The 20545-nt window shown below is 68.3% G+C and carries 22 protein-coding genes; 11 read left to right on the top strand and 11 right to left on the bottom strand.

Annotated features, from left to right (window positions below; all coding sequences use genetic code 11):
- The first annotated feature begins 64 nt into the window (after positions 1 to 64).
- Positions 65 to 787 carry a carbonic anhydrase gene (locus B0W80_RS22905; RefSeq protein ID WP_077001464.1) on the top strand — a complete coding sequence of 241 codons (723 nt, stop codon included), beginning with the start codon at positions 65 to 67 and terminating at the stop codon, positions 785 to 787.
- Positions 788 to 1782: 995 nt separating this feature from the next.
- On the opposite strand, the gene B0W80_RS22900 is transcribed toward B0W80_RS22905, so the two are convergent.
- Positions 1783 to 2082: a DUF3140 domain-containing protein gene (locus B0W80_RS22900; protein ID WP_256856666.1), complete on the bottom strand. Its 300-nt coding sequence runs from the start codon at positions 2080 to 2082 to the stop codon at positions 1783 to 1785.
- 133 nt (positions 2083 to 2215) lie between these two features.
- Positions 2216 to 2428, bottom strand: a complete 213-nt coding sequence (locus B0W80_RS22895; protein WP_077001463.1) for a DUF2945 domain-containing protein — start codon at positions 2426 to 2428, stop codon at positions 2216 to 2218.
- Positions 2429 to 2704: 276 nt separating this feature from the next.
- Between B0W80_RS22895 and B0W80_RS22890 the strand changes: the two genes are divergently transcribed.
- The 6 genes from B0W80_RS22890 (at position 2705) to B0W80_RS22865 (ending at position 8160) form a co-directional block, all read left to right on the top strand.
- Positions 2705 to 3058, top strand: coding sequence for a Zn-ribbon domain-containing OB-fold protein (locus tag B0W80_RS22890; protein ID WP_077001479.1), 354 nt, complete (start codon positions 2705 to 2707; stop codon positions 3056 to 3058).
- Positions 3059 to 3075: 17 nt separating this feature from the next.
- On the top strand, positions 3076 to 4221 hold the full coding sequence (locus tag B0W80_RS22885; RefSeq protein WP_077001462.1) for a thiolase family protein: 1146 nt from the start codon (positions 3076 to 3078) through the stop codon (positions 4219 to 4221).
- Between the two features lie 2 nt (positions 4222 to 4223).
- Positions 4224 to 4988, top strand: a complete 765-nt coding sequence (locus B0W80_RS22880; protein WP_077001461.1) for an SDR family NAD(P)-dependent oxidoreductase — start codon at positions 4224 to 4226, stop codon at positions 4986 to 4988.
- 11 nt (positions 4989 to 4999) lie between these two features.
- Positions 5000 to 5803, top strand: coding sequence for an enoyl-CoA hydratase/isomerase family protein (locus B0W80_RS22875; RefSeq protein WP_077001460.1), 804 nt, complete (start codon positions 5000 to 5002; stop codon positions 5801 to 5803).
- 61 nt (positions 5804 to 5864) lie between these two features.
- Positions 5865 to 6851 carry a tripartite tricarboxylate transporter substrate binding protein gene (locus B0W80_RS22870; RefSeq protein WP_077001459.1) on the top strand — a complete coding sequence of 329 codons (987 nt, stop codon included), beginning with the start codon at positions 5865 to 5867 and terminating at the stop codon, positions 6849 to 6851.
- 25 nt (positions 6852 to 6876) lie between these two features.
- Positions 6877 to 8160 carry a CaiB/BaiF CoA-transferase family protein gene (locus B0W80_RS22865; protein ID WP_083745561.1) on the top strand — a complete coding sequence of 428 codons (1284 nt, stop codon included), beginning with the start codon at positions 6877 to 6879 and terminating at the stop codon, positions 8158 to 8160.
- On the opposite strand, the gene B0W80_RS22860 is transcribed toward B0W80_RS22865, so the two are convergent.
- Both B0W80_RS22860 and gcvA read right to left on the bottom strand, forming a co-directional pair.
- A complete protein-coding gene (locus B0W80_RS22860) occupies positions 8150 to 8623 on the bottom strand; it encodes a DUF995 domain-containing protein (RefSeq protein WP_077001458.1) in 474 nt (157 codons plus the stop codon). The two genes, B0W80_RS22865 and B0W80_RS22860, sit on opposite strands and share 11 nt — an antisense overlap.
- Before the next feature lie 85 nt (positions 8624 to 8708).
- On the bottom strand, positions 8709 to 9605 hold the full coding sequence (gcvA, locus tag B0W80_RS22855) for a transcriptional regulator GcvA (RefSeq protein WP_077001457.1): 897 nt from the start codon (positions 9603 to 9605) through the stop codon (positions 8709 to 8711).
- A gap of 109 nt (positions 9606 to 9714) precedes the next feature.
- On the opposite strand from gcvA, the gene B0W80_RS22850 reads away from it, so the two are divergent.
- On the top strand, positions 9715 to 11112 hold the full coding sequence (locus tag B0W80_RS22850; RefSeq protein WP_077001456.1) for a serine hydrolase: 1398 nt from the start codon (positions 9715 to 9717) through the stop codon (positions 11110 to 11112).
- Between the two features lie 41 nt (positions 11113 to 11153).
- A complete protein-coding gene (locus B0W80_RS22845; protein WP_077001478.1) occupies positions 11154 to 12365 on the top strand; it encodes a glycoside hydrolase 100 family protein in 1212 nt (403 codons plus the stop codon).
- A gap of 6 nt (positions 12366 to 12371) precedes the next feature.
- Here the strand turns inward: B0W80_RS22845 and B0W80_RS22840 are convergent, their stop codons facing one another.
- A complete protein-coding gene (locus B0W80_RS22840; protein ID WP_077001455.1) occupies positions 12372 to 13229 on the bottom strand; it encodes an aldo/keto reductase family oxidoreductase in 858 nt (285 codons plus the stop codon).
- Between the two features lie 91 nt (positions 13230 to 13320).
- Between B0W80_RS22840 and B0W80_RS22835 the strand changes: the two genes are divergently transcribed.
- Positions 13321 to 14220, top strand: coding sequence for a LysR family transcriptional regulator (locus B0W80_RS22835; RefSeq protein ID WP_077001454.1), 900 nt, complete (start codon positions 13321 to 13323; stop codon positions 14218 to 14220).
- On the opposite strand, the gene B0W80_RS22830 is transcribed toward B0W80_RS22835, so the two are convergent.
- From B0W80_RS22830 to B0W80_RS22810, 5 genes are all read right to left on the bottom strand, one after another.
- On the bottom strand, positions 14151 to 14933 hold the full coding sequence (locus B0W80_RS22830; protein WP_179107002.1) for a TetR/AcrR family transcriptional regulator: 783 nt from the start codon (positions 14931 to 14933) through the stop codon (positions 14151 to 14153). The two genes, B0W80_RS22835 and B0W80_RS22830, sit on opposite strands and share 70 nt — an antisense overlap.
- A gap of 61 nt (positions 14934 to 14994) precedes the next feature.
- Positions 14995 to 15891, bottom strand: a complete 897-nt coding sequence (locus tag B0W80_RS22825) for an NAD(P)-dependent oxidoreductase (RefSeq protein ID WP_077001452.1) — start codon at positions 15889 to 15891, stop codon at positions 14995 to 14997.
- 20 nt (positions 15892 to 15911) lie between these two features.
- Positions 15912 to 16886, bottom strand: coding sequence for a tripartite tricarboxylate transporter substrate binding protein (locus B0W80_RS22820; RefSeq protein ID WP_077001451.1), 975 nt, complete (start codon positions 16884 to 16886; stop codon positions 15912 to 15914).
- A gap of 63 nt (positions 16887 to 16949) precedes the next feature.
- Positions 16950 to 18098 carry a S9 family peptidase gene (locus B0W80_RS22815; RefSeq protein ID WP_077001450.1) on the bottom strand — a complete coding sequence of 383 codons (1149 nt, stop codon included), beginning with the start codon at positions 18096 to 18098 and terminating at the stop codon, positions 16950 to 16952.
- A gap of 36 nt (positions 18099 to 18134) precedes the next feature.
- The gene (locus B0W80_RS22810; RefSeq protein WP_077001449.1) at positions 18135 to 19166 is read right to left on the bottom strand and encodes a Gfo/Idh/MocA family protein; all 1032 of its coding nucleotides are present in this window, start codon (positions 19164 to 19166) and stop codon (positions 18135 to 18137) included.
- Positions 19167 to 19318: 152 nt separating this feature from the next.
- On the opposite strand from B0W80_RS22810, the gene B0W80_RS22805 reads away from it, so the two are divergent.
- On the top strand, positions 19319 to 19624 hold the full coding sequence (locus tag B0W80_RS22805) for a YciI family protein (protein WP_077001448.1): 306 nt from the start codon (positions 19319 to 19321) through the stop codon (positions 19622 to 19624).
- Positions 19625 to 19643: 19 nt separating this feature from the next.
- On the opposite strand, the gene B0W80_RS22800 is transcribed toward B0W80_RS22805, so the two are convergent.
- Positions 19644 to 20462, bottom strand: a complete 819-nt coding sequence (locus B0W80_RS22800; RefSeq protein ID WP_077001447.1) for an IclR family transcriptional regulator — start codon at positions 20460 to 20462, stop codon at positions 19644 to 19646.
- Between the last annotated feature and the right edge of the window lie 83 nt (positions 20463 to 20545).

Genomic DNA, 20545 nt, shown 5'->3' with positions numbered 1-20545 from the left:
CGCATATCGCGCGGGCCTGCCCTTCATCGACCACGGGCGGTCACGAGTACGAGGAGGTTTCTTCATGTGCAACAACCATGTTCATTCCGCATCTGAATCGGCATCGTCGCGACGCCGATTCCTCGGCGGCGCGGCAGCTCTGGCTGCCCTCGCTTCCAGCGCGCCGGCGCTGGCGGCCGACGACGCGCTGCCCACCAACCGCATCGGCGGCGACGCCGCTCTCCAGCGTCTGACGCAGGGCAACGCCCGCTACGTCGCGGGCAAGCCGACCCAGCGCGACTACTCCGTCGGCCGCGTGGCGCGCACGAGCGGGCAGAAGCCGTTCGCCGCCATCCTCGGCTGCGCGGACTCGCGCGTCGCGCCCGAGCTGGCCTTCGACCAGGGCCCCGGCGACCTGTTCGTGGTGCGGCTGGCTGGCAACTTCGTGAACGACGACGCGCTCGCCAGCCTTGAATTCGCGACCAAGGTCCTCGAGGTGCCGCTGATCATGGTGCTGGGCCACACGAGCTGTGGCGCCGTTGCGGCGACCATCCAGGTCGTCCAGGACAACGCCTCGCTGCCGGGCCACCTGCCCAGCCTGACCACCGCGATCCGTCCCGCTGTCGAAGCGGCTGCACGCCACAAGCCGGCCGACCTGCTCGCCGCCGCCACGGCGGAGAACGTGCGCCAGAACGTCGCACGGCTCATGTCGGCGGCGCCCATCCTGGCCGATCTGACCAAGAGCGGCGCGGTGAAGGTGGTGGGTGGCGTGTACGACCTCGCCACCGGCAAGGTCGGCATGGTGTAAGCCGCAGCGCCCGGGCCAGGGAGCCCGGGCCTTGCAGACCCACAATCCCCCCGAAACGGCTCATGCTCAACCCAAATCCATTTCCCAGAAACTCCATCGACTTCAGAAGCTTCATCGACCGCGCAACGCCGAAGCAGCAGCCATTGGCGTGGCGCGACATCGACGAAGAATGGAAGCAGCTCCCGGTCGCGCAGAGACGCGACATCGACCAGGCAAGCCCCGAAGAGCTGGCGGACATCATCGCCACGGCGCTCCATGCGCTCGACGGCATGGCGTTGAACTACATCTTCGCCAGGAAGGAGCACATCTGCCTGCACGGCCCGATCTCGCTCGACGATTGGGCACTGCTGGAGCATGCCTATCCGCACACAGTACCGACGCGCCGTCTGACGCTTGCCAGTCTGGAACCCACCGACCAGGAAAGCCGACATCTGATCAGGTTTCTGACGTCGATGCCCCGTCTTGAAGAACTCGAACTGAACGATGTTCATATTGGCGCCCCTTTGGCCATTCCTCACGGCGCGTTCTTCGGCAACTTGAAGCGCCTGACGGCCAGTACGTCGGACAGCCCAGACTCGGAGCCGGATGCACTGCCATTGCTGTGCCACGTGCTCGAACGCTCGTTCCCCGCGCACCTCCACATCCACAAGTGCTGGGCGGTGTCGCAAAGCTGGGTGTCGATCGTTCAGGCGCTCGAAAAGACCAACAGCGTGTCCACGCTCAAGCTCACGGACTGCGCGCTCGACACCATCGACGAAGACATCGAGCCGCCGCTTCTCACACGCCTGGCGAAACTCACCAACCTTCGCGTGCTGGACCTCGAACGCTCCGAGTTCAACGACCAAGGGGTCTCGCGCCTCCTGCACGCGCTGAGCACGCACACGACTCTGCAGGCGCTGAACCTGTGTTGCCTCGATCTGGCGCTGTATGAAGTCGCGAGCATGATCGAGCGTTCCCGGCACCTCAAAGCCGTCGCGGTCCCTTGCCTCGCAGGCTTAGCGCTTCTTCGCGCGCCGCCGCGCCGGATCGTGGCCCCAGTTCATCAGCGAATAGCGCCACGGCGTCTCGCTCACATCGCCATCCGGCCGCTGAGCCAGGTGCCGATGCACATAGCCGGTGACCTTGCGCATGTGCGCCAGGTCGCCCGCGGTGAGGTCGTCATGGTCTTTGGCGAGCAACCGCAGAATGCGTCGGCCCGACCGATGGCCGACCGATTCGCTGGTCGGCTTTCCCTTGAACCCCACCGCTTTGGATTCGTCGCTGTCCAGCCACGCCTGCAGCCGTGCAGGCGTCATGTTCACGGCGGACAGGAAGTCGCGGACGACGCCGGCCTCGCTGTCGCTCTCCGCACCCGGGCGACCGTGCGCAGCGGGCTTGCCCGAGACCTTGCGGCCTGCCTTGCCGGCAGCCTTGGTCGCCGTCTTCTTCTCAGCCATGTTTCTTCAGCGCCTCGGCCTTGTGGATGGCGTGCTTCCCCGTCTTGCTGCTTTCCACCTCGTACTGCGGATGCGCCTTCGAGCCCTTCGCGACATGGCCCTCGGCGTGGGCCGTGCCCGTCACCTTCTTGACCACGGTGCCCGTCGTGGGGCCCTGCGAGGTGGACCACTCGACCTTGTCGCCGACTTTGGGTTTGGATGTCATGAAAGCCTCTTCGGATTGCAGATGGGGGCGAACGAACGGCGGGAATGTGGCTTCACGCTATCGCGCCGTCGCACCGTCGATGTAGGCGAACGACGACCTCCAGGGTCGCATCGACCGCCACGCGAACGTCGGATGCGAGGGCCGTCGCCCGCTTCACTTGCATTTATCTCAATCAGCGCGCCTGCAAATATCGTTTGAGCGCCGGGCCTCCAAGCCCAAGACTTCGCACATCCCACCGGCCCCGTGCCGGCCTTGTTCGAAGACCAGGAGACCCCCGTGCCAGAGCTTTCGTATCCCCTGTGGAGCCCCGCCCCCGAGCCCGCGCTGCTCGCCTCGCGTCACCGCGACGACGGCGAACTCGTCTTTCCCGCCCTGCCCCCTGCCTCGCCGCTGGCAGGCCACCACGATGCGGTCGCCGTCGCACCCGTCGGCCAGGTCTACAGCTACACGGTGATCCATCCCGGCGCAAAGACCGGGCTGGCGCCCTACGCGCTCGGCTACGTCGACTTCCCGGGCCCCGTGCGCATCTTCGGCCGCCTCACCGGCAAGCCGCGGCCCACGATCGGCGAACGCTACACCGCCCGCCCCGACGACGCCTTCGGCTACGTGTTCGTGGCCCTCGCCGACTGAACCCGGAGCACCGCAACATGCAACACATCCACATCACCGGCGGCGCGATGACGCCTTTCGGCCGGCACCCCGGCGTGCTGGCACCCGAGCTCGCGCAGCAGGCCATCCTGAAGGCCCTGGACGACGCCGGCGTCTCGAAGGACGAGATCCAGGCCATCTACTGCGCCAACGTGCTGGGCGGCATGATCCTCGGCCAGCTGATCGTTCGCGATCTCGGCTTTCGCGGCATCCCCGTCTACAACGTCGAGAACGCCTGCGCCAGCGGCGCGACCGGCGTGCACCTGGCGCGCCATGCGCTGCTCGCGCAGCAGTACGACACGGTGCTCGTGTTCGGCATCGAGCAGCTCACCGCGCTCGGCGGCGGCACCATTCCGCTGCAGCGCAACGACCACAAGACCGAGCTGTACGCCAAGGCCGGCATGGTGCTGCCCGCCGTCTACGCGATGCGCGGCACGCGGCTGCTGCACGAGCGCGATGCGACGCCGGCCGATCTGGCCGCCATCGCGGTGAAGAACCGCCGCAACGGCACGCTCAACGAATACGCGCAGCAGCGTACCGAGACCACGGTCGAAGAGGTGCTGGCCTCGCGCATGATCGCCGACCCGCTGACCTTGCTGCAATGCTGCCCCTCGCAGGTCGACGGCGCGGCGGCTCTGGTGCTGAGCACGCGCCCGGGGCGCAAGCAGAAGCCCGTCAAGGTGCTGTCGTCGGTGGTCGTGTCGGGCATCCGCGAAGAAGCCGACGACGACATCCTCGACGCCGAGATCACCGCGCGCGCGGCACGCCAGGCCTACGAGCAGGCCGGCCTCGGCCCGCAGGACGTGGACGTGGTGGAGCTGCACGACGCCTTCACCATCGCCGAGCTGCTGTATTACGAGGCGCTGGGCCTCGCGCCGCGCGGCGATGCCGTGTCGCTTCTGCGCTCGGGCGCCACGCAGCTCGGCGGCCGCGTGCCGGTCAACCCGAGCGGCGGCCTGCTGGCCAAGGGGCACCCGCTGGGCGCCACCGGCGTGGCGCAGATGGTCGAACTCATGTGGCACCTGCAGGGCCGCGCCGGCACGCGCCAGGTCGCCGATGCGCGTGTCGGCCTGGCGCAGTGCACGGGCGGCGGCATCGCCGGCGTCGACCATGCGGCATCGTCCGTCCACCTGTTGGGAGTCTGAGCATGGCCGCTTCACGCTTCGAACCCGGCCAGGTTGCGGTGGTAACGGGTGCCGCGCGCGGCATCGGCCTGGGCATCGCCCGGCGCCTCGCGAATGAAGGCCTGACCGTTGCGCTGCTCGACCGCGATGGCGCCGCACTGGCCGAGGCAGTCGCCTCGCTGCGGCAAAAGGACGCACGGGCCCTCGGCGTGACGGTCGACCTGACCGACTCGGCTGCTGTGAACCAGGCGATGGCCGAGGTCGCCGCCACGGCAGGCCGCATCGACCACCTCGTCAACAACGCCGGCGCGGTGCGCGACATGCGCTTCCTGAAGATGCGCGACGAAGACTGGGACCTGGTCGTCGACACCAACCTGCGCTCGCAGTTCCTGTGCTGCCGCGCGGTGCTGCCCGGCATGATCGAGCGCGGCCACGGCCGCATCGTCAACATCTCGTCGCGCGCCTGGCTGGGCGGCTTCGGCCAGGCCAACTACTCGGCGGCCAAGGGCGGCGTGGTCAGCCTCACGCGCTCGCTGGCCATCGAGTTCGCGGCCAAGGGCGTGACGGTGAACGCCATCGCACCCGGCATCGTCGACACGCCGCTCTTCCGCGACTTCGCGCCCGACGTGCAGTCGCGCCTGCAGGCCTCGGTGCCGGTCAAGCGCATCGGTACCGCGGACGACATCGCCAACGCGGTGGTGTTCTTCCTCGATCCGCAGGCGTCCTACGTGACGGGGCAGACGCTGTACGTGTGCGGCGGGCGAAGCCTCTCTTCGCCCAGCGTCTGAAAGGCATCGCCATGACGATCCGATTCGAGACCCGCGGCGCGGTGGCGGTGCTCACCATCGACCGGCCCGAGGCGCTCAACGCGCTGGACGTGGCCACGCTGCGCGAGCTGCGCGCGCACCTGGCCGACGTGCGCGACCGCAGCGACCTGCGCGTCGCCGTGCTGACCGGCGTCGGCTCCCGTGCCTTCTGCGCCGGCGCCGACCTGAAGGGCACGCAGACTTCACCCGCCAGCTACGCCGAAGCCGTGTTCCAAAGTACCGAGCGCTCGGCCGACCTGGGCCTCTACATCCGCTTGATGGACTTGACGGACCTGGGGCTGTGGAAGCCGCTCATCGCCGCGGTCAACGGCCATTGCCTCGGCGCAGGACTCGAAGTGGCACTGCAGTGCGACCTGCGCATCGCCTCGTCGGGCGCGAGCTTCGGCTTACCCGAAGCGAAGGTGGGCTCGATCCCCGCGGTGTCCGGGCTGCACCGCCTGTTGAAGGCCGTTCCTTCGGCCCATGCCATGCGGATGGCGCTGACCGGCGAGCGCATCGACGCTGCCGAGGCCCAGCGCATCGGCCTGGTCAGCGAGGTGGCGGAGCCGCAGGCCTTGATGGACCGCGCCCTCGCGTTGGCCGACGTGATCGCCGCCAATGCGCCGCTGGCCGTGCAGGCGATCAAGAAGCTGTCGCGCCAGACCCGGCACCTCAGCGAAGTCGACGCCCAGCAGCTCACCGAACTTTATTGGGGCGCGCTGCGCGACAGCGACGACCGCCTGGAAGGCCGCAAGGCTTTCGCCGAGAAGCGGCCGCCCGTCTACACGGGGCGCTGAAGGCCTCTTCAGCATTCACGAATTCATGCACCAACACATTCGCGCATTCAAGGAGACAACGATGAACACCCCCAACCGCCGCCACGCCCTGCTCGCGCTGGCCGCGTCCCTGCCCCTGCTGGCCATGCCGGCCGCCGCGCAGGCCGAGTTCCCCAAGCAGAAGCCCATCACCTTGGTCGTGCCCTTCGCCCCCGGCGGCGGCAACGACATCCTGGCGCGTGCCATCGCGCCGCGCATGGGCCAGCTGCTGGGCCAGACCATCGTCATCGACAACCGGCCCGGCGCCGGCGGCAACCTCGGCACCGAGCTGGTCGCGCGTGCCGCGCCCGACGGCTACACCATCGTCATCGCATCGAGCCAGGTGACGATGAATCCCTTCCTCGACATGAAGGTGCCGTTCAACATCGAGCGTGACTTCGAGCCCGTCGGCCGCCTGGCCTCGGTGCCGATCGTGCTGGTGTCGAACCCGCAGGAGCCGTACAAGACCCTGCAGGAGTTCATGGCCTACGCCAAGGCCAACCCGGGCAAGCTCAACTACAGCAGCCCCGGCAACGGCACGCCCCAGCACCTGGCGGGCGAGGTGTTCGCGAAGCTCAACAAGACGGAGATGCTGCACGTGCCCTACCGCGGCACCGGCCCGTCGATCACCGACCTGATCGCAGGCCAGGTGCAGGTGTCGTTCGCGACCTATGCCTCGGTGTCGCAGCACGTGCAGGCCGGCAAGCTGCGCGCGCTCGGTGTGGCGGGCCAGAAGCGCACGTCGCTCATGCCCGAGCTGCCGACCTTCGGCGATGCCGGCATGACGAACTACGACGCCAGCCTCTGGTACAGCCTGCTCGCACCTGCGAAGACGCCGCCGGCGATCGTCGCCAAGCTCAACGAAGCGATGGCCGGCGCACTGAAAGACCCGGCCGTGGCGAAGCAGGTCGCCGCGCAAGGCTTCGAGGTGCAGAGTTCGACGCCTGCCGAATTGCGCGAGTACATCGCCAAGGAGCTCAAGCGCTGGGAGCGCGTGATCGTCGACAACCGCATCAAGGTGTCGCTGTAGTCGCCGCATCGACCGGAGAACACCGATGCTGCGCCACGCACTGGACGGCCTGACGGTCGTCGACTTCACCCAGATCGGCGCGGGCCCGACCTGCACCATGCTGCTGGCCGACATGGGCGCCCGCGTGATCAAGATCGAATCGCCCGACGGCGAACTCGGCCGCGGCCTTGGTCCCGGCTGGATCGGCGAGGACGCCGCGCTGTACCACGGCTTCAATCGCAACAAGCTGGGCGTGTCGCTCGACCTGAAGACCGAGGGCGGCCTCGCGGTCGCCCGGCGGTTGATCGCCGGCGCCGACATCGTGGTCGAAAGCATGCGCCCCGGCGTGATGGCGCGGCTCGGCCTGGGCCACGAGGTGCTGTCCGCAAGCCAGCCCAGCCTGGTCTACTGCTCGATCTCGGCCTATGGGCAGACAGGTCCTTACGCGGACCGCGCCGGCGTCGACGGCATCGTGCAGGCCGATTCCGGGCTCATGAGCCTCATCGGCCTCGACGGCGGCGAACCTTGCAAGGTGCAGGCGCCCGTCGTCGACGTCATGACGGGCTACGTCGCCGCGATGGCCGTGCTGGCCAAGCTCGCGCAACGCGCCCGCGACGGCCAGGGCGGCCAGCTCGACGTGAGCCTGATCAACGCCGCGCTGGCCTTGCAGCAATCGTCCATCACCAGCTACTTCGCCGACCGCGAGCTGCCCGTGCGCGCCGGCAGCGCGGCGCCCTACTCGGCGCCGAACCAGGCCTTCGAGACACGCGACGGCTGGGTCATGATCGCCGCCTACATGCCCGAGCGCTGGACCCGGCTGTGCGCGCTGCTGCAATTGCCGCAGCTCGCGACCGACCCGCGCTTCGCCACGTCGCCGTTGCGGGTGGCCAATCGGCAAGCGATGGTCGAGGCACTCACAGCCGTGCTGAAGACCCGCAGCACCGAAGAATGGCTGCCGCTGCTGCGCGCCGGCGACATCCTGTGCGCGCGCGTGGCGACCTATGAAGACTTGGTGCAGCACCCGCAGCTCGGCTTCAACGGCATGCTGGCCGAGGTGGCACACCCGGTGCACGGCGCCATCCGCATGCCGGGCTTTCCGGTGGACAGCGCCCAGGCCAATGCGCTGCCGCACCGGCCGGCGCCGGGGTGCGGCGAACACACGTGGCAAGTGCTGCGCGAGTCGGGCTTCGACGACGCGCAGATCGCCGCGCTCGCGCAGGCCAGGGCTGTCCGCTGCGCAAGATCGACCGCCCCGCGTCCCTCGGCCCAGGCCGCTTCACAGGACGCGGGCCGAACGAAGCAGCAGGCGGCTCGCAGCGCTACTTCTTGATGTCGATCTTGAAGACCCGCTCGGTGCCCACCGAGTCCGAGCGCACGGTGTAGTAGCCGTCGGTGGTCTCGAGGATGAAGCGGCACCATTCCTCGGTCGGCACGCCGCGCCATTCGATGAGGACGCAGTAGCGGCCGTCATCGGAAATGTGCCACTTGCCGGGCGAGGTGGTCGGCCGACCGACGGCGGCGGTCGCGCCGGCACCGCGGTTGTCCGACGAGATGACGAAGCTGCCGCCCGCGTCGTTGCTCCAGCTGTGGACATTGCCGCGACCGCTGACCCGGCTCATCTTGGCACCGGTGAGCAGGGACGTCGCCTCGTCCTTCGACAGCTTCCTGGGGTTCTTCGATTCCAGATCGCGCAGCACCATGGTGTCCGGCGCCTGCGTCTGCGCCTGGGCGGCCGGCAGGGCGAATGCCGCCAGCACGGGCGCCAGGGAAATCCATCGTTTCGACAACCGCATGTGACTTCTCCTCCAACGGGGTTTCGCGTGTGCTTCGTTGTCCCCGCAGCCATTGTGCGTGGCGGCGTCGGCTTCGACAACGGTCTCAGCGCTTCGTGAACTCATCCAGCATCCAGAGCCGGAAGGTCTTCATGGGGCTCGTCTCGTCGCGGTGCGCGGGCGTGAGCAGGTAGTAGGTGAAGTCGCGCATGTCCAGCGTCTTCTTGAAGGGCATGGCCAGGCGCCCCTCTTCCAGGTCCTTCTCGACCAGGAAGCGCTGCGCCATCGCAACGCCCTGGCCTTCGATGGCGGCGGCATAGACCATGGCCGAGCTTTCGTAGGTCATGCCGGCGCGCGGGTCGATGGCGTCGCCGGCGCCGGCGGCTTCGAGCCAGTAGGCCCAGTCGTCGGGCCGGGCGATGGTGTGCAGCAGCGTGTGGTGCGCCAGGTCGGCGGGGCGCCGGAGCTTCGGGCCCGACGCGAGCAGCGCGGGGCTCGCCACCGGCGCCAGGATGTTGTCGACCAGCCGGAAGGCATTGGCGCCGGGCCAGTCGCCGTCGCCGAGGCGGATGGCGCCGTCGATGTCTTCCTTGCGGAAGTCCACCGGCTCCAGCGATGCCTTCAGCAGCACCTCGATGTCGGGATGCGCCGCATGAAAGCCCGACAGCCGCGGAATCAGCCAGCGCATGGCGAAGGTGGTGTACGCGCGAACCTTCAGCTGCTGCTTGCGCTGGCCGCGCCGCTTGAGCCGGCGCGTCGCGTCGCGCAGCGCGTCGATCGCGCGGCTCACGGCGCGGTGGTATTCCTTGCCCTGGCGCGTCAGCGAGATCTGCCGGTGCCCGCGCTCCAGCAGCTGAAGGCCCAGCGTCTCTTCCAGGCCCTTGATCTGTCGACTGACCGCGCCGGGCGTGACGTTGAGTTCGTCGGCCGCGAGCGTGATGCTCATGTGCCGCGCGGCGGCCTCGAACGCGCGAATGGCGTTGAGGGGCGGGAGGCGATCCATGCGGCGAGCCTACCGGCTGCTTGAGCTGTGCTCAATCATCGAAAGCCCGGGTGCCGTGCGCGGCACTAAACTCCCCTCCCCGCTCTTTCCGCTGATGCGGCGACACATCATGAAGAAGAACACCGACTCCGCGTGGCTTCAGGCTGCGCTCGACTACATCCCCGCCTGGCTCGGCTTCCAGCTCGAACGGCATCAGCAGGTCGGCTGCGCCGTGGCGATCGTGCGGGGCCAGGAACGCGTCGCCGAGTTCGCGCTCGGCAGCGCCGACATGCAAAGCGGCGAGCGGCTCACGCCGCGGCATCGCTTCCGCATCGCCTCGCATTCCAAGACCTTCACCGCCAGCGGCGTGATGCTGCTGCGCGAGCAGGGCAAGCTGGGCCTCGACGACCCGATCGGGCGACACGTGGGCGGCCTGCACAAGTCGCTGGCCAAGGCCCGCGTGGGCGAGCTGCTGTCGCACGGCGCGGGCGTGATCCGCGACGGTGACGACAGCGGCCAGTTTCTCGACCGGCGGCCCTTCTATTCCCGTGCCGAGCTGCGTGCCGACCTGGCGAAGAAGCAGCCGCTCGAACCCGGCCTGCAGCTCAAGTACTCGAACCACGGCTACGGCCTGCTGGGTTTGATGATCGAAGAGATCACCGGCACCGACTACGCGAGCTGGATCGACCGCCACGTCGTCGCACCGGCAGGCTTGCGCGAGACCGTGCCCGACATGCCCTTCCTGCCGAAGGGCGCGCCGATGGCGAGAGGACACAGCGCCGAGTTTCCTTTCGGCCAGCGCCTCATCGTGCCGGGCGACAACGTGTGCGACGCCATCGCGCCGGCGGGCGGCTTCGTCGCGACGGCCGCGGACACGGCCTGCTTCTTCGCCCAGCTCGCGCCCGACAGCGGCAAGAGCATCCTCTCCGCCGCCAGCCGGCGCGAGATGCTGCACCGCCGCTGGCGCGACAACCACAGCGCCCAGGAGTCGTATTACGGCCTCGGCACCATGATGGGCGGCGCCGGCCCCAGGGAATGGGCCGGCCACACGGGCGGGCTGCAGGGCTTCGTGTCGCGCACCGCGCGCTTCGCGGAATCGGGCTTCACCATCAGCGTGCTGTGCAACGCGCTCGACGCGTGGTCGTATGCGTGGGTGGACGGCATCCACGGCATTCTTTCCGCCTTTAGGCAGCACGGCGCGCCGGGCCGCAAGCAGGCCGCCTGGAACGGCCGGTGGTGGAGCCTGTGGGGCGCGACCGACCTGGTGGCGATGGGCAAGGTCGTCTGCCAGGTCGCGCCCGCCATGGCCATGCCCTTCGACGGCGCGGCCACCGAGATCGAAGTGACGGACAAGACGCACGGCCGCATCGCCCGCACGTCGAGCTACAACAGCCCCGGCCAGCCGGTGCGCCTGGTGCACGACCGCAAGGGCCGGCCGACCGCGCTGTGGGTGGGCGGCAGCAAGCTGCTGACGCGCGAGGCGATGGTGGCGGAGGTGACGCAGCGCTACGGGGGGACACGCCGATGAATCCCACGAAGCCCGTGAATCCCATGAAGCCCGTGACCACCATGAAGGCGACGAAGCTCGCCAAGCCGGTGAAGCCGCCCGGCGCACCCGACCACGACCTGATCGACGCCTGCACGCGCGCCTCGCTCGACCTGCTCGAACGCAACCTCACGCCGCACGGCATCCTGGCCGCCAGCCGCACCGAAGCGGCCGTGGCCCGGCGCTACACGCGCATCTTCGGCCGCGACGCCGCGATCTGCGTGATGGCGATGTGCGGCAGCGGCGTGCCCGCGCTCGAAGAAGGCGCGGTGGCCAGCCTCGATGCGCTCGCGGCGCAGCAGGCGGCCAACGGCCAGATTCCGAAATACGTCGACCCCGAAGGCCACGATGCCGACTTCTGGTACCTGGGCTGCATCGACGCCACGCTGTGGTGGCTGATCGGCGTGGACCACGTTCGCCGGCATGGCAACGTCGATCCTTCGCGCTGGAGCGATGGCGTGAGCCGCGCCATCGCCTGGCTGCTGGCGCAGGAGCACCAGCACTTTCGCCTGCTGCAGCAGAACGAGGCCAGCGACTGGGCCGACATCATGCCGCGCTCGGGCTACGTGCTCTACACCAACACGCTCTGGTACGAGGTCAAGCGCCGCTTCGCGCTCGACGATGCCGAGGCGACGCGCTATCACTTCAACCACCTGTTCAACCCCTTCCAGGCCGAGCTGCCCAAGTACCACCGGGCGCGGCTGCTGCGGCACTACGCGCGCCGCGGCCAGCGCGACCCCGGGCTGTACCTGAGCTTCGTCAACCTGTCGGTGGTCGGCCACGAGGGCGACGTGTTCGGCAACGTGCTGGCCATCCAGGCCGGCCTGGCCGATACCGCGATGGCCTATCGCATCGTCGAGACCCTTACCGCGGCGAACGCCAGCGTGCCCTACCCGGTGCGCGTGGTGCTGCAGCCGCTGACGCGCCAGCATCCGCTGTGGCGGCTGTACATGGCGCGCCACCAGCAGAACCTGGTGCACCAGTACCACAACGGCGGCATCTGGCCTTTCGTTGGTGGCTTCTGGGTGATGATGCTGGCGCGCCTGGGCCTGCACGAGCCGGCCCGCTTCGAGCTGGAGCGGCTCGCGCGCGTGAACGCGCTCGACGACTGGCGCTTCACCGAGTGGTTCCACGGCCGCACGCTCGCGCCGCGGGGCATGGCGGGCCAAAGCTGGAATGCCGCGACCTTCCTTTTGGCGCGGCGTGCGCTGGAGGGCAAGGCCAACGCCTGGTAGGCGCGTTCAGGCGGCCACGCCCTCGAGCGCCTGCAGCGCTTCCGCCGGCAGGTCGAGCTCGGCTGCGGCCAGGTTCTCGCGCAAGTGCCCCACCGACGACGTGCCCGGAATCAGCAGGATGTTGGGGGACCGCCGCAGCAGCCAGGCCAGCGCCACCTGCATCGGCGTGGCGCCGAGCCGCTGCGCGACCTCGGACAGCGCGGCCGACTGCAGCGGGCTGAAGCCGCCCAGCGGGAAGAAGGGCACGTAGGCGATGCCGTCGCGCGCCAGTTCGTCGACCAGCGCGTCGTCCTTGCGGTGCGCCAGGTTGTACTGGTTCTGGACGCAGACGATGGAGCAGATGCCGCGGCCCTGCGCCACTTGCGCGGGCGTCACGTTGCTGAGGCCGATGTGGCGCACCAGACCTTGCTGCTGCAGCTCGGCCAGCGCCGTGAGAGGCGCCTCGATCGAGCCTTCGGCCGGGCCGTGCACGTCGAACATGATGCGCAGGTTCACCACCTCCATCACGTCCCGCCCCAGGTTGCGCAGGTTGTCGTGCACGGCCTGCGTCAACTCCGCGGCCGAGTACGCCGGAAGCCATTCGCCCTTGTCGCCGCGCCGCGCGCCGATCTTGGTGACGATGACCAGGTCCTTCGCGTAGGGCGACAGTGCCTCGCGGATGAGCTGGTTGGTCACGTGCGGGCCGTAGAAATCACTGGTGTCGATGTGGTTCACGCCGCTGGCGATGGCCTCGCGCAAGACGGCCAGCGCCGCATCGCGGTCCTTCGGCGGGCCGAAGACGCCGGGGCCGGCGAGCTGCATGGCACCGTAGCCGAGCCGGTCGACCGTGCGGTCGCCGAGGGTGAAATTTCGAGGGATGGTCATGGTGATTCGCTTCCTTTGCGCCCAGTCTAGGCAGCGCGTCACTGCTTGATAAGCCGACATAATCGACACAGGCTGTGCGGGATTCAAAACAATGAACGTCGACCTTGGGGATCTGAATGCCTTCGTCACCGTCGCCAGCGCCAGGGGCTTCCGCGACGGCGCGCGCCTCACGGGCACCAGCGCGTCGGCGCTGAGCGAGGCGGTGCGCCGGCTCGAAACGGCCCTGGGCGTGCGCCTGCTCCACCGCACCACGCGCAGCGTGCGGCCCACCGAGGCCGGCGAGCGACTGCTCGAACGCCTGAAGCCTGCGTTCACCGAAGTCGAGGCCGCGCTCGACGTGGTCAACGGCTTCCGCGACAAGCCCGCAGGCACGCTCCGGCTCAACGTGCCCATCAGCGCCGCGCGGCTCGTGCTCCCATCGATCGTGCCGCCCTTCCTGGCCGCCTATCCCGAGATAACGCTCGACGTGATCGCAGAAGACGGCTTCGTCGACATGCTGGCCGCCGGCTGCGACGCCGGCATCCGCTACGAGGAAAGGCTGGAGCAGGACATGGTCGCCATCCCGATCGGCCCGCGCACCCAGCGCTTCGCCGCCGCCGCGGCCCCGGCCTACCTCGACCGCGAGGGCCGACCTAAACACCCGCGCGACCTGCTGAAGCACCGCTGCCTGCGCGGCCGCTTCGCCAGCGGCACCATGCCGCCCTGGGAATTCGAGCGCGACGGCGAATCGCTCACGGTGGACGTGAGCGGCCCGCTCACGGTGCGGCTCGGCGCGTCGGCAGACCTTGCCGTGGACGCCGCGATCGGCGGTGCCGGCGTGGTGTACCTGTTCGAGGACTGGCTCAGGCCGCACATGAACAGCGGCGCACTCGAGCCCATCCTCGAACGCTGGTGGCCGCGCTTCTCGGGTCCCTTCTTGTACTACCCGGGTCGACGGTTGCTGCCGGCGCCGCTGCGGGCGTTCGTCGATTTCATCAGGGCATCGTCCTGACCCTTGTCCGCCAGCGAACTGAAACCGGCCACCAAAAAGGGCAGCATGCTCGCGAACACGCGTTCCAGATCGCTCGACTTGTAGCGGCCGGAGGACAGGCTTTCCACGCGCCCCGGCTCGGCCACCAGCGACAGCATGGTGCCGACCATGAAGCTGAAGGCGTGATAGACCTTCTCTTCGTCCACCTCGGGCAGCGCACGGCAAAACTCTGCAAGGAACTGCCGCGCGACCGCGTTGTAGTGCACGCCGATCACCTTGGCATAGTCCGGCGCATTGGACGCGCGTGCCACCAGAAGCGAATAGTGCTTCCAGCCGCGGCCGCCATTGGTGCTGCGCTCGACGAAGGGATAGACGTAGCCCGTCACCAGGTCGTCGAGCGCGAGCGGTCCGCTGCCGGCGCGGCTGCGCGCTTCGTCGAGCAGCTGCATGCGGTGATGCGCCATGACGGAGGCCCGGCGTTCGACCACCTTGTCGAACAAGGTGTCCTTGGTGCCGAAGTGGTAGGCGACCAGGGCCAGACGCGCATCCGACTGCTGGGCGACCTCGCGCATGGACGTGCCGTGAAAGCCGTGCAGCGCGAAGATCGCTTCGGCAGCGTCGAGCATGCGTTCGCGCGTCACCTCGCCGGCCTTGCGCCCGTTGGGCCGCACGATGCCGGGCAAGGGAGCCGGCTTTCCTGTCGTGGAAGAGCGCGCTGTGGTCGTTTTGGTCATGCGATCGTGCGTGTGCCGGCCATCATGCTGCGTGGCCGGGGCCGGGACGTCCGGCGCCGGATTATGCCGGGCGGCCTCGTGGGCCTGCACCATCGTCGGCGAGGCCAGCCGCCCTTTCCGCGCATCGGATCACCGCCGCGTAATCCGCATCGGCGTCGCCGTGGGCCGCTGCCGTGTTGAGGAGCTGCAAGGTCATCGCCGTCTGCGGCAACCCCACCTTCAGGCGCGCGGCTTCGTCGAGGATCAGGTTCACGTCCTTGGCCATCTGCGTCACGGTGAAGGTCGCGCCGAAGTCGCGATGCGCCAGCTGCTCGGATTTGGCCTTGACGATGGGCGACGCCACAGCGCTGTGCGTCAGCACCTCCCACATGTCTTCCCAGCGCAAGCCGCCCTTGCGTCCCAGCGCCAGCGACTCGGCGAGCATGGCGCTGGTCTGCGCGATCATCAGGTTCACGACCAGCTTCATCAGGCGGGCCTGTTCTTCATGGCCCAGCCAGTACAGATGGGGTCCGAGCCGTTGCAGCAGAGGCAGTGAGCGCTGGTACGCATCCTTCGGCCCCGACACCAGCAGCGTGAGCTGCGCGGCGTCGGCCATGTGGCTGTTGCCGGAAACCGCCACGCGCAGGTAGTCGAGTTCGCGCTCCGCCAGCAGGCCGGCGACCTGGGCCGACATGGCGGGCGAGACAGTGCTCGTATCGACGTAGACGGCGCCAAGCCGTGCATGGCGATGCACGTCCTGCGCCACCGACCACAGCGCATCGTCGTTCGGCAGCGACGACAGCACCACCTCCGCAGCAGCGATGCCGGCCTGTCGCGTCGATGCGGTCATGCCGCTTGCGCGGGCCGCCTCCAGCCGGTGCTCGTGCAGGTCGTCGACGGACACATCGTGGCCTGCTGCAGCCAGGTGCCGGCCCATGGGCAGCCCCATCTTGCCGGCGCCGATCAGGTGAACTCTCATGGAGGGTCTTTCGCTCGACTTCAATCGCCCTTGATACCGAGCTCGGGCAATTCCTTCTTGAACCGCGCGACCTCGGTCTCCAGCGACTTGCGAAAGACCTGCGGTGGCGTCAGCGTCAGTTTGGCCTGGCTGACCTTCAGGTACTCCTGATAGGTCGGCGACTTCGCCGCCTCGGACACTTGCTTGAACAGCGCCTCCACCCGGTCGGCCGGCATGCCGGCGGGCGCCAGCAGCGCGGACCAGGCCGGCACGTCGACGTCTTGAAAGCCCAGCTCGCGAAAGGTCGGCACACCGGGGAACTCCGGATCGCGCTTTTCCGAAGAGATGGCCAGCGCACGAACGCGCCCGTCCTTCAACAGCGGCAATGCCGTGGATGCGCCCATGAACACCATGTTCACGTGACCTCCCAGAAAGTCGGTGACGGGCGACTTGTACGGCACGTGCACGAGCTTGATGTCGGCCGCGCGCGCGAACATCGCTCCGATCACGTGGGTGGTGTTGCCGTTGCCGAAGGAGCCGTAGCTCAGCCGCTCGGGCTGCTCCTTCGCGGCCTTGATCAGGTCCTGCGCCGTCTTGTACGGCGAATTCGCCTGCACGAGCAGCGCGAAGCCGGAAGACTGCGTCACCATGGTGATGGGCGTGAAATCCTTGACCGGGTCGTAGGGCAGCTTGTCGTACAGGCCCGCATTGGTGGCGTGGCCCGCCGTGGTGAACAGCAGCACCGATCCGTCGGGCTTGGCCTTCGCGACTTCGGTCGTCGCGATGCGGCCGCCCGCACCGGCCTTGTTTTCGACGATGACGCTCTTGCCTGTCGACTTCGACATGGCCTCGGCCAACACGCGCGCCGACGAGTCGAAGGGGTTGCCGGCTCCGATCGGCACGATGATGCGGATCAGGTCGGCCTGGGCCGCCGCGATGCCGGGAACGAGCACCGCCGCGAGCACGGCGCGACGGAGGCACGGGCGCGAAAGCAATGAAGTGAAAGTCTTGAACATGAAGTCTCCTGAAACGGAAAGGCACGCGGGCGCGCGCCGCGATGGTGTCGAAAGCGAAGCGGATCAGGCCGTCGCGAAGACGTCGGCGATCCAGTCGGCCATGGCGTCGGTCGCCAGGCTCATGTTTCCGATGCTGCAGTGCTGCTCGCCGCCCTCCTGCGCCGAGAAGATGCGGAGTTCGCGCCGCGGCGCGTTGATGCAGCCGTCATACGTCCGCTTGGCTTCGGCGACGGAAATCTGGCGGTCGTCTTCGCCGTGGGTGATGTAGACCGGCACGCGGATGCGGTCGAGCACGCCGTCGAGCGTGAAGCGGTCGGTGATCGCGATGCAGCCCTCGACGCTGTCTTGCCCCAGCACCCACTTCACGTGATCGACGTAATGGGGCACCGACTTCTGCGAACTGCTCGCCCCTTCGACGCGCGCGCGAAAGCGCGGACCCCAGTCGAAGTTGGCGCCCCATGCCACGCAGCAAGCGAACCTCGGCTCGAAGGCGGTGGCGCGCGGCGCGTGGTAGCCGCCGAGGCTCAGGGCCATCATGCCGATCCGGCGCGGGTCGACGTCGGCGCGGGCTTCGAGAATGTCCACGCACGCAGCCGCAGGCAGTTCGGCCTCGGGCGCGTTGTGCAGCTCGTTCTTGCGCAAGGCTTCGCCGACGCCCGGGTTGTCGACGATCAGGATCGAGACTCCGCGCGCTCCGAGCGCTTCCGGCAACCCGCAGAGGTACAGATACTCCTTCACGCCGTCGAGCCCGTTGAAGTGCACGATGCACGGTGCCGGCGCCGCGCTGCTGCCGACCGACACCATCAGCGCAGGCAGGAACGAATCGCCGAAAGGCACCGACACCTTCTCGCAGGCGACACCCGTGCACGCCACGTACTTGGCGAAGGTCCGCAACAGCTCGTCGTAGGCCGCGAGCCGTGGCGGGTGGTCGTGTGCCGGTATGCGCTCGGCGGTGATGTACATCACGCAGGCGCGGCGGTACTTCTCGCCGGCCGAGAGGCGGTGGCCGGCCGATTCGTCCTCGGCGGCCGAACGAGCGAGCGCGGCAGCGCCATCGGCCCACGCGCGGAAGAAATCGTTGGCATGGGCCTGGTCGTCATCCACCTCGCGAAGCGAGCGGCAGGCGCGGTCCACCTCGTCCATGTTGGCGCCCGCGTCGAGCGCCATCGAGAGGGCGAGATTCCAGGAATAGACCTTGAAGTAATTGAACATGCGATGGGCCTCGATGCTGCGGAGTGAAGAGGACGTCTAGCGGGCGATCAACGAATCGACGCGCGTGACCGGTTCGACCCGTCCCGTCTCGGCGGAGCGGAACGCTGCCTCCAGCGCGCAGACGTTGGCGACCATCTGTTCCCTGGGAACCGGATACGCGGCGCCTCCACGCGCCGCATCGGCGAAGGCCTCGAGGTTGTGGAGCACCGCGGGTGCCGGCGGCATGTCGACCGCCTTGGGCAGTTCGCCGCGCATGCACGTCGTCAAGGTCCAGCCCTGCGGCGATTCGGGATGCGACTTGTCGCGCACTTCGGCCCAGCCCCTGGAGCCGTACACCGCGAAGCGGCCCGTGTAGGGCGTGGCCAGGATGGCGCTCAACAGCGCGTGCCCGCCTCGCTCGAAGCTCACCAGCACCGCCAGCGTGTCGCCATTGGTCAAGGGGCTGTCGAGCTGCTGCACGCTGGCATGCACCGACCGGGCCTCGCCGAAGATCGCGACCGACAGGTCGAGCAGGTGGATGCCTGTCGCTGTCATCGGGCCGGCCGGTGCTTCCTTGGCGGAAAGCCGCCAGTTGTCCGATGGCATGGCGAGGAACTTGTCCTGGCTGAAGTTGGCTTCGACCTGCAGCGGCACGCCGAGTGCGCCGGTACGGCACAGGCGCAGCAGCTCCATGACGGGCGGCTCGAAGCGCTTTTCGTGGCCGACGGCGAGCGTGACGCCGGCGGCCTCGACGGCGGCGAGCGCGCGCGCCGCGTCGCTCGAGGTCAGCGAAAGCGGCTTCTCGCAGAACACGTGCTTGCCGGCATTTGCCGCCGCGACGATCTGCGCGGTGTGCTGTGAATGAGGCGTGCAGATGACGACGCCTCGGACCATCGGATCGGCCAGCACCTCGTCGAAGGAGGTGCCGAACGCGAGGCCGCGATCGGTGGCGAAGCCGCGGGCTCGCTCGTCGACATCCGTGGCACGCACGAGGCGCATCCTGGTGCTCGCGCGGATGTGGTCCGCGATGATCCGGCCCCACCAGCCGAGGCCGACGATGGCGACATTCAAGGGTTCCGTGTTCGTCATGAGATGCGATTATTTACTGAACGACTGAACAACTACATATAGGGTTTGCACCTATCAATTCCGAATATCGGAGATGAAACCTGAGGATTTTTATATTGTTCAATTGTTCAGCTACGATCTGCGCGTTGACCATTTCAACTTTAGGAGACCCTATGCTTTTCGCCTTCCACCTCATCGATCGCCCCGACGCCGGTGACCTGCGCACGCGCTTGCGCCCGGAGCACAAGGCCTACCTGGCGGAAGTGGCGGAACGCATCGCATTTGCCGGACCGCTGCTGGCGAATGACGGCACGACCATGGTCGGCAGCCTGCTGGTCATCGATTTCGCAGAGCGCGCGGCGGCCTCGCAATGGCAGGCGCAGGAGCCGTTCACGCGCAGTGGGCTCTATGCATCGGTGGCCGTGCACGGCTTCGCCAATCTCTGGCCGCAGCGCGCGGGCTTTGCTCCCACGGCCTGAACGGCGTGGGCGAAGGCGATCAGCCGTCGTCGTCCGTCGAGCCGCTGCGATGCCCCGCCCGCTCCATCAAGTCGTGCGCCAGCCGCCGCATGCGCTCCCCCAGCACGGCCTGGCGCGTCGAGTTGAGTCGGGCCTCGGTGGTCACCAGGATCATCGACGCGACCGGCCGGCCATCGGGCTGCAGCAGCGGCACGCCCAGGCCCCAGTAGCCGCGGACGATGATCCCCGGGATGACGCAGTAGCCCTTCTCGCGCGTCGTGCCGACCAGTTCGCGGATCACCGGCGGCGTGACGCTCGGGTAGTCCCTCGCGATGACGTCGGCCTTCTGTTCCATGGCGAACGCGATCTCGTCGTCCGGCAACGCCGCCAGCATCGCCACGCCACCGGCGCCCACGCAGATGGGAAAGTGGTCGCCGACCTTGATGGCCGTCGCCGGATAGGGAATGTCGCCGCTCTCGCGCGACAGGCAGATCGCGTCGAAGCCCTGCCGCACGGCGAAGAAGATCCAGTCGCCTGTCTCCACTGCCAGTGAGCGCAGCACCGGCGCGGCGAGCCGCTGCAGGGCATAGGCGGGCTCGGCGGCCAGGCCCACCGCGAAGGACTCGGGCCCGAGCCTGTAGCTGCGCGTGTCCGCATCCTGCGTGACGAATCGCTCTTCGACCAGCGTACGCGTGAGGCGCACCGCCGTGGCCTTGGTGAGCCCGGTCTTGCGGCCGATGTCGCTCATGCGCAGGCCGCCGGGCTGATAGCGCGCCAGCAGCTTCAGGATGGCCAGGCCTCGACGCAGTGTCTGGGCGCCCGGGGTTTCGTCTTCGCGCTCGGTTTGCTTGGTAGGCATCGATGGTTTTCCCTAGGCTTTTGGTTCATATAGTGAACCGAAATCGGGTTAATGGGCCATGCTATCCCATTCCTTGTTCGGTG

The sequence above is a fragment of the Variovorax sp. KK3 genome (genome assembly GCF_001984055.1).
In the GTDB taxonomy this organism is placed as follows: domain Bacteria; phylum Pseudomonadota; class Gammaproteobacteria; order Burkholderiales; family Burkholderiaceae_C; genus Variovorax.
Note: the sequence above shows the minus strand (reverse complement) of the source record. Positions and strands in the feature narration are given on the sequence as shown.

Bases quoted from the DNA above. Each gene is read 5' to 3' on its own strand.
- B0W80_RS22875 (WP_077001460.1), top strand. From the start codon at position 5,000: ATGACGATCCGATTCGAGACCCGCGGCGCGGTGGCGGTGCTCACCATC.
- B0W80_RS22870 (WP_077001459.1), top strand. From the start codon at position 5,865: ATGAACACCCCCAACCGCCGCCACGCCCTGCTCGCGCTGGCCGCGTCC.
- B0W80_RS22865 (WP_083745561.1), top strand. From the start codon at position 6,877: ATGCTGCGCCACGCACTGGACGGCCTGACGGTCGTCGACTTCACCCAG.
- B0W80_RS22880 (WP_077001461.1), top strand. From the start codon at position 4,224: ATGGCCGCTTCACGCTTCGAACCCGGCCAGGTTGCGGTGGTAACGGGT.
- B0W80_RS22845 (WP_077001478.1), top strand. From the start codon at position 11,154: ATGAAGGCGACGAAGCTCGCCAAGCCGGTGAAGCCGCCCGGCGCACCC.
- B0W80_RS22860 (WP_077001458.1), bottom strand. From the start codon at position 8,623: ATGCGGTTGTCGAAACGATGGATTTCCCTGGCGCCCGTGCTGGCGGCA.
- B0W80_RS22905 (WP_077001464.1), top strand. From the start codon at position 65: ATGTGCAACAACCATGTTCATTCCGCATCTGAATCGGCATCGTCGCGA.
- B0W80_RS22810 (WP_077001449.1), bottom strand. From the start codon at position 19,166: ATGACGAACACGGAACCCTTGAATGTCGCCATCGTCGGCCTCGGCTGG.
- B0W80_RS22815 (WP_077001450.1), bottom strand. From the start codon at position 18,098: ATGTTCAATTACTTCAAGGTCTATTCCTGGAATCTCGCCCTCTCGATG.
- B0W80_RS22825 (WP_077001452.1), bottom strand. From the start codon at position 15,891: ATGAGAGTTCACCTGATCGGCGCCGGCAAGATGGGGCTGCCCATGGGC.
- B0W80_RS22800 (WP_077001447.1), bottom strand. From the start codon at position 20,462: ATGCCTACCAAGCAAACCGAGCGCGAAGACGAAACCCCGGGCGCCCAG.
- B0W80_RS22840 (WP_077001455.1), bottom strand. From the start codon at position 13,229: ATGACCATCCCTCGAAATTTCACCCTCGGCGACCGCACGGTCGACCGG.
- B0W80_RS22820 (WP_077001451.1), bottom strand. From the start codon at position 16,886: ATGTTCAAGACTTTCACTTCATTGCTTTCGCGCCCGTGCCTCCGTCGC.
- B0W80_RS22805 (WP_077001448.1), top strand. From the start codon at position 19,319: ATGCTTTTCGCCTTCCACCTCATCGATCGCCCCGACGCCGGTGACCTG.
- B0W80_RS22850 (WP_077001456.1), top strand. From the start codon at position 9,715: ATGAAGAAGAACACCGACTCCGCGTGGCTTCAGGCTGCGCTCGACTAC.
- B0W80_RS22835 (WP_077001454.1), top strand. From the start codon at position 13,321: ATGAACGTCGACCTTGGGGATCTGAATGCCTTCGTCACCGTCGCCAGC.
- B0W80_RS22900 (WP_256856666.1), bottom strand. From the start codon at position 2,082: ATGACGCCTGCACGGCTGCAGGCGTGGCTGGACAGCGACGAATCCAAA.
- B0W80_RS22895 (WP_077001463.1), bottom strand. From the start codon at position 2,428: ATGACATCCAAACCCAAAGTCGGCGACAAGGTCGAGTGGTCCACCTCG.
- B0W80_RS22830 (WP_179107002.1), bottom strand. From the start codon at position 14,933: ATGACCAAAACGACCACAGCGCGCTCTTCCACGACAGGAAAGCCGGCT.
- B0W80_RS22885 (WP_077001462.1), top strand. From the start codon at position 3,076: ATGCAACACATCCACATCACCGGCGGCGCGATGACGCCTTTCGGCCGG.
- gcvA (WP_077001457.1), bottom strand. From the start codon at position 9,605: ATGGATCGCCTCCCGCCCCTCAACGCCATTCGCGCGTTCGAGGCCGCC.